Origin of the sequence: Megamonas sp. Calf98-2, assembly GCF_900110235.1 — a bacterium.
Taxonomy (GTDB): Bacteria; Bacillota; Negativicutes; order Selenomonadales; family Selenomonadaceae; genus Megamonas; species Megamonas funiformis.
On record NZ_FOCY01000022.1, the window covers coordinates 37,070 to 43,704 of the forward strand.

Here is a 6,635-nt window from a genome sequence, read left to right on the forward strand (position 1 = left end):
TATTTTGCAAAACTCATTTATTATATACTGTCATCATTATTTTGTATAGCTAGCATTTGATTGCCATGTATAAATAGCTTTGCTTCGTTCACATTTTATGTTATGCCAATCAGCTAACAAATTCTTTAACATGATGGCATCGCTGGCAACTTTAACTTCTTCATCAGGAAAAGCTTTTTTGATATCCTCTAAAGTATAATCATCTAAGAAAATATCTTCACCTTCACGAAGTGCACAGTTTGGAATAATAATACCATCTCTATTAGCTTTATTCTGCTTTAGATTTTTTATAATATCCTGACCTGTCAATAGTCCTGTAACAGTTACTTCATGACCAAAAAATTCATTTTCTAAAGCTAATACATTAGCATTTAAATTATCTATATTCAATTCATCAACTAAATTTTTAATCACTTTTCCTGCTGATTTTCCACAGATAATATCTAAATTTAAAAGTTTTTGATAATTATTTGGATTAATCTCTGTTTCTTTCCATTGTTCAATGAAATTACGTGTAAGACCTATACCATTATCAAGCTGTGGGAAACCATCATATTCTTCAGCTTTTGGCAATGGTTCACCAGCCAACAGATAAAATTCATCACTTAAATAAATAAAATTCTTACCTGTTTGTTTACGCATTTTTTCTTGCCAATGACGTACTTGCTCGATGACTTTTTTAGCACCTTGTGCATCAAATGTTTTAAGTGGATAACAATTTTCTCTAAATTTAGTAAGACCTACTGGTACAATACCTAAAGTTTTTGCACACGGCTGCATACTGATGATATCTTGAATTGTTCTATCTAATTCCGCGCCATCATTTAACCCTGGGCATAATACCACTTGTGTATGATATTCCACATCAGCCTCATTTAATTTAGCCAATTGTTCCATGATTAACTCACCACGTTTTGTCCTGAGCATTTCTCCACGAAGTTTTGGATTAGTTGTATGCACAGAAATATACAATGGTGATAAATGCAATCTGTGTATTCTCTCTAAATCACGAGGTCCCATATTCGTCATGGTAACAAAATTCCCATAAAGGAAAGATAAACGATAATCGTCATCTTTTATATACAAGGAATCACGCATATTAGGAGCTACTTGATCCACAAAACAAAAATAACAATTATTAGCACATTGGCGAATTTTACCAAATACAGCTGATTCAAATTCTGCCCCAAGTTCTTCATCTATATCTTTTTCAAAAGCAATTATTTCTTGCTCTCCATTTTCATGTTCTATTAACATTTCAATTTCTTCATCTGCTAAAGCAAAACTTAAATCAATAATATCTGTCAATTCTTGTTCATTTATAGATATTATTTTATCACCAGGTACTAATTCTAATTCTTCAGCTAAACTTCCTTGATGTATAGCCGATATGATACCGCCTTTAGCCAATCAAATCACCTCTTTTATCTTATTTTTATGTTAATTATACAATTTATTAAATCAGAAAAAAAGAGTGATGATTTCCACCACTCTTTTTGCATTTAAATATTAAATAATTATTCGTTTACTTCGTCGCCGATTGTAACAGCTGTGTTATCTTGTTTTGCTAAGAAATCTTGATATTCAGCTTTTTCAGCGTCTTGTTGCACTTTTGTAATGCTAAGAGCAACTTTTTTATTATCCATATCTACATGAATAACTTTTACAGTAACTTCATCGCCAACACTTACAGCTTCAGAAGCTTTTGTAATGTGTTTTGGAGAAAGTTCACGCATACGAATTAAACCATCAAAACCAGGTTCAATTTCCATAAATGCACCAAAATCTGTTAATTTTACGATTTTGCCTTTTACATAAGAACCTACTGGATATTTTTCTGCTTTATCGAACCAAGGATCACGAACAGTATCTTTAATGCTTAAAGAAATACGTTTTGTTTCTGGGTCAAAAGCTTTTACTAAAACTTCTACTTCTTGACCAACGGATAATACGTCTGCTGGATTTTTGATATGATCCCAAGAAAGATCAGAGATATGTGCAAGTCCATCAACACCACCGATATCAATAAATGCACCATAATCTACTAAACGTTTTACAACACCTGTACGTTTTTCACCTTCAACAATGCTTGCTAAAGCTTCTTCACGTTTTTGTTCACGTTGTGCTTCAAGAACGCTACGACGAGAAAGAACGAGGCGTTGTTTTTTAGGGTCTGCTTCCATAATTTCAACTTCAACTTTTTGACCTACAAATTCATTTAAATCTTTGACAAAATGAAGTGCAATCTGAGAAGCAGGAATAAATCCACGAAGACCAAAAGCAGTAGTGAGTAAACCACCTTTTACAACCTGAAGAATTTCTACTTCAATGATTTGTTTTTCTTCTTTAACTTTTTCTACTTTTTCCCATGCAACTAAACGGTCTGCACGAGTTTTGGAAAGAATTAATCCATTTTCTCCGCCTAAAGCAACTACATATACATTAATTTTGTCGCCAACTTTAACTACATCTGTAGCAGCTTCTGGTTCTGGATAAGCCAATTCTTTTTTTGCGATAGGAATTTCTGTTTTATAACCGATATCAACATACGCTTCATCACGGTTAACTAAAACCACAGTACCTTCTATAACTTCATGTGGATTAAATTCCTTCATAGATTCTTCTGCTAATAAGCTTGCCATGTCTTGCACTTTTCATATACCTCCTTGATAATCCAGTCAGGTGTAGATGCACCTGCTGTAATACCAATTTTTTTAATATTATTGAACCAATCATCATGTAATTCATCAACCGTTTCTATATGATGTGTTACACAATGCTCGGTGCATAATTGCGCTAATCGAGTTGTATTAGCACTATTGCGACCACCAACAACAATCATCATATCTACTTCTTTAGATAATTTTATCGCAGCAGACTGACGTTTATCTGTGGCTGTGCAAATTGTTCTTAAAATCCTGATATCATAAGATTTAGTTAATAAAATATTAACAATCTCACTAAAGGCTTTTGCTGAAAATGTTGTTTGCGCTACAATACCCAATTTGGATACAAAAGCTATATTTTCAGCTTCTTCTTGTGAACCAATAACTAATGAATTTTTACCAGCCCACTCTTTAATACTTTTTACCTCAGGATGATTTTTTTCGCCTATAATAATAACTTTGAAGCCTTCATCAGCTAGCGTTTTGGCTGACATTTGAGCTTTCTTAACATGTGGACAAGTAGCATCTGCAAGCTCTAGCCCTTTTGCTTTTATCGCATCATATATGCTTGGACCTACACCATGAGATCGAATTATTATTTTCCCATTCTCCATTTCATCAACTGATTCTACTATTCCGATACCTTCATCAGCTAATGATTTTACCATTTGCGGATTATGAATTATTGGTCCTAAAGTGCAAACTTTTTTTGATAAATCAATATTATCTTTAGCAGTTTTTATTGCTCTTTTTACGCCATAACAAAATCCATAATCGTCAGCTAAAATTACTTCCAAAATTTATCACCATCAAAAATTATATTACTAAGCTTACCATATAGTATACCATACTATGCTATCTTTATTCTACTTTATTTTTAGCATTGACGCAATTTCTTGCATTATTTTTTCAGTAAATTCTTGTAAATTTTCTTTATCCACTTTTTCTGCTTCAAAAGTCATAGGTTTTCCATAAATTAAAGTTATTTTTCTAAACGGTCTTAATTTAAATGTTCCTTGTATTGCTACAGGAATAACTGTCGCTTTTGATTTTGCGGCAATGAGTGCTACTCCTGGTGCACCCTTGTGTAATTTTCCATCTTTACTTCTAGTACCTTCAGGAAACATACATATACACTCTTTTGCTTCTAACATCTGCAATGCTGTTTTTATTGCAGCTCTATCTGAAGCACCTCTTTTTACAGGAAAAGTATGCACATTTTCTAAAATATTTTTCAATATCGGCACTTTAAACAACTCTTCTTTAGCCATATAAGCCAAATGACGAGGTATGAATGTTCCTACCAGTGGAGGATCCCAGTTGCTTAAATGATTAGCAGCTAAAATTACAGCTCCTTCTTTAGGTATATTTTCTTTTCCTTTGACTGTTGTAGGAAAAATAACAGAATAAATAAATGTAAATATTATTCTAAGTAATCCATATAACATAATTAAAAATCCTCAAATTATAAATTCACAAAAATAGCCTTAAGCATTAGCTAATCTTATAATTTCTTGTAAAACTTCATCAATAGTCATTTTTGTTGTATCTAATAAAATAGCATCGTCTGCTTTTTTTAATGGAGAAACTTCTCTTTGCATATCAGCTTCATCTCTAGCTATAATATCTTTTTTTATTTCTTCTACATCTACATCATAGCCTTTTTCTCTCATTTCTTTAGCTCTGCGATTTGCTCTTTCATCAGCAGAAGCTGTCAAATAAATTTTTAAATCAGCATTAGGAAGTACACATGTTCCAATATCTCTACCATCCATCAATACAGAACCATCTTGTGCCATTTTACGTTGAAGCTCTACCATTTTTTGACGAACTTCACTAATTGCTGCTACTTGTGATACTAAAGCTGTTACTTCTGGTGTTCTAATCGCTGTACTTACATCTTGTTCATTTACAAAAATGAGCATATTTCCATTATCATCATAAGCCAATCGTATATTAATATCTTCAATTACAGATAAAACTTGTGCTGTATTTACAGGCACTTGATATTTTTGCAATACAAGCCAAGCTACACCTCTATACATCGCACCAGTATCAATATAAATATAATTTAATTTTTTAGCTGCCATTTTCGCTATAGTAGATTTACCTGCTCCCGCTGGACCATCAATAGCAATTACAGATTTCTTCATCATTCTCACCTATATAAAATTTGTAAATTATTCAAAACGAGTTAATATCTCATAAAAAGTTGGATAGGAAATATTTACACATTCACTATTTTCAATCTCAATACCTACACCACTAGCTCCTAATATTGCAAGTGCCATAGCAATTCTATGATCATCATGAGAATTACATACAACTTTTTGTAAATTATTTCTTTGACTGCCAGTAATAATTAAACCATCTTGAGTTCCTTTTATGCATGGACAAACTTTGTTAAATTCATCTGTGATAACTTGCAATCTATCTGTTTCTTTTACACGTAATTCGCCAGCACCTGTGATAATAGTTTCACCTTCTGCAAACATACTAGCTACAGTGATAATAGGAATTTCATCAATGAGTCTAGGCATGATATCTGCACCAAAGCTTGTACCATGTAATTTAGCATAACGCACACGAATATCAGCAATAGGTTCTACTTCATCGCGAACATTTAAAAGTTCAATATTAGCTCCCATAGCTTTTAATACATCAATAATTCCTGTACGTGTTTCATTTATACCTACATCTTTTAAAATAATATCGCTATCTTCGATAATTGAACCAGCTACAAGCCAAAAAGCAGCTGAAGAAATATCACCTGGTACATGAATTTCTTTTGGAGCTGTCATTTTTTCCACTTTACTAATTGTTATACTAGTACCAGATTTTTCTAATTTTACGCCAAAACCTTCAAGCATACGTTCTGTATGATCTCTAGAAGTATATGGCTCAGTTACTGTAGTTCTGCCTTCAGCATTCATGCCAGCGAGTAAAATAGCAGATTTCACCTGCGCACTAGCCATTGGCATTTGATAATCAATGCCTTGTAAATTTTCTTTTGCAGGAATTACAGTTATAGGCAATAATTTATTTTCTTTTCTTCCTACAATATTAGCCCCCATTTGGCTCAATGGGTTAATTACCCTTCCCATAGGACGACGACTAAGTGAAGCATCACCTGTAAAAGTAGTTAAAAATTTTTGACCTGCCAATATTCCCATCATTAAACGAAGTGTTGTGCCTGAATTTCCAGCATCAATTATACTTTGCGGTTCTTGAAGTCCATGAAAACCATTACCTTTTACAATTAAAGTATTTTCATCTAATTCTTTAACTTTTACACCTAAAGCTCTCATACAATTAACAGTAGACATACAATCTGCTGCATGTAAAAAATTAGTGATTTTTACTTCACTATCACAAAGACCAGCAAACATTACACTGCGATGTGATACTGATTTATCTCCAGGTATTAAAATTTCTCCTTTTAATCCTGTTTTTATCGGTTGAATTTCTTTTAAAGCCCCCATAACTTCAAACCTTTCTTTAACAAATTTAATTATTTTAAGCATAATTATAACACTATAGCACGATAATTGTAAAAATTTTTATATTTACATCTTTATTACTAAAATTTATTACTTAGATAAAATATTTATCATAAAAATTTTAAAATCTATAGTTAAATTTATACTTTTAATCATTAAATTTTTCTCATACATTTTTTATATAGTCTAGATAATCAACGCCTTCATAAATTACTTTATTATCTCTTATAACAAAACCAACTTCTGTACCCCAATCGCCTTCACCTTCGACAGCATAAGCTATTTCATCATCATCATTTATCATATCCACATATAAAGCCTCAAACCAACAATAATTCAAGATTTCACGAACATCATTTATCTTTGTTGACATACTCCCCATGCCTAAAGGCAGGGGATTCTTGGATACAAACGATACTTGCCTACTAAAATAGCAGGTCTTACTATATCTCTCCAAAGAAGGTTGATG

The 6,635-nt window shown here is 32.3% G+C and carries 7 protein-coding genes; all 7 read right to left on the reverse strand.

Going from position 1 to position 6,635, the window contains the following annotated elements; translation table 11 throughout:
* Positions 1-36 precede the first annotated feature (36 nt).
* Positions 37-1,410, reverse strand: coding sequence for a DUF512 domain-containing protein (locus tag BMX03_RS07840; protein WP_091694727.1), 1,374 nt, complete (start codon positions 1,408-1,410; stop codon positions 37-39).
* Positions 1,411-1,517: 107 nt separating this feature from the next.
* Entirely contained in the window at positions 1,518-2,642 is a 1,125-nt protein-coding gene (gene rpsA / locus BMX03_RS07845; protein ID WP_033405402.1) for a 30S ribosomal protein S1, read from the reverse strand.
* Positions 2,627-3,463 carry a 4-hydroxy-3-methylbut-2-enyl diphosphate reductase gene (gene ispH / locus BMX03_RS07850; RefSeq protein WP_008537277.1) on the reverse strand — a complete coding sequence of 279 codons (837 nt, stop codon included), beginning with the start codon at positions 3,461-3,463 and terminating at the stop codon, positions 2,627-2,629. Before ispH ends, rpsA begins: the two co-directional genes overlap by 16 nt.
* Positions 3,464-3,532: 69 nt before the next feature.
* The gene (locus BMX03_RS07855) at positions 3,533-4,114 is read right to left on the reverse strand and encodes a lysophospholipid acyltransferase family protein (RefSeq protein WP_008537275.1); all 582 of its coding nucleotides are present in this window, start codon (positions 4,112-4,114) and stop codon (positions 3,533-3,535) included.
* A 39-nt stretch (positions 4,115-4,153) separates the two neighbouring features.
* A complete protein-coding gene (gene cmk / locus BMX03_RS07860; RefSeq protein ID WP_022228397.1) occupies positions 4,154-4,819 on the reverse strand; it encodes a (d)CMP kinase in 666 nt (221 codons plus the stop codon).
* A 27-nt stretch (positions 4,820-4,846) separates the two neighbouring features.
* The gene (aroA, locus tag BMX03_RS07865; protein WP_091694730.1) at positions 4,847-6,148 is read right to left on the reverse strand and encodes a 3-phosphoshikimate 1-carboxyvinyltransferase; all 1,302 of its coding nucleotides are present in this window, start codon (positions 6,146-6,148) and stop codon (positions 4,847-4,849) included.
* Positions 6,149-6,332: 184 nt separating this feature from the next.
* Positions 6,333-6,539, reverse strand: coding sequence for a hypothetical protein (locus BMX03_RS07870; protein WP_255361448.1), 207 nt, complete (start codon positions 6,537-6,539; stop codon positions 6,333-6,335).
* Positions 6,540-6,635 lie beyond the last annotated feature (96 nt).

Bases quoted from the DNA above. Each gene is read 5' to 3' on its own strand.
- rpsA (WP_033405402.1), bottom strand. From the start codon at position 2,642: ATGGCAAGCTTATTAGCAGAAGAATCTATGAAGGAATTTAATCCACAT.
- BMX03_RS07855 (WP_008537275.1), bottom strand. From the start codon at position 4,114: ATGTTATATGGATTACTTAGAATAATATTTACATTTATTTATTCTGTT.
- aroA (WP_091694730.1), bottom strand. From the start codon at position 6,148: ATGGGGGCTTTAAAAGAAATTCAACCGATAAAAACAGGATTAAAAGGA.
- cmk (WP_022228397.1), bottom strand. From the start codon at position 4,819: ATGAAGAAATCTGTAATTGCTATTGATGGTCCAGCGGGAGCAGGTAAA.
- BMX03_RS07870 (WP_255361448.1), bottom strand. From the start codon at position 6,539: ATGTCAACAAAGATAAATGATGTTCGTGAAATCTTGAATTATTGTTGG.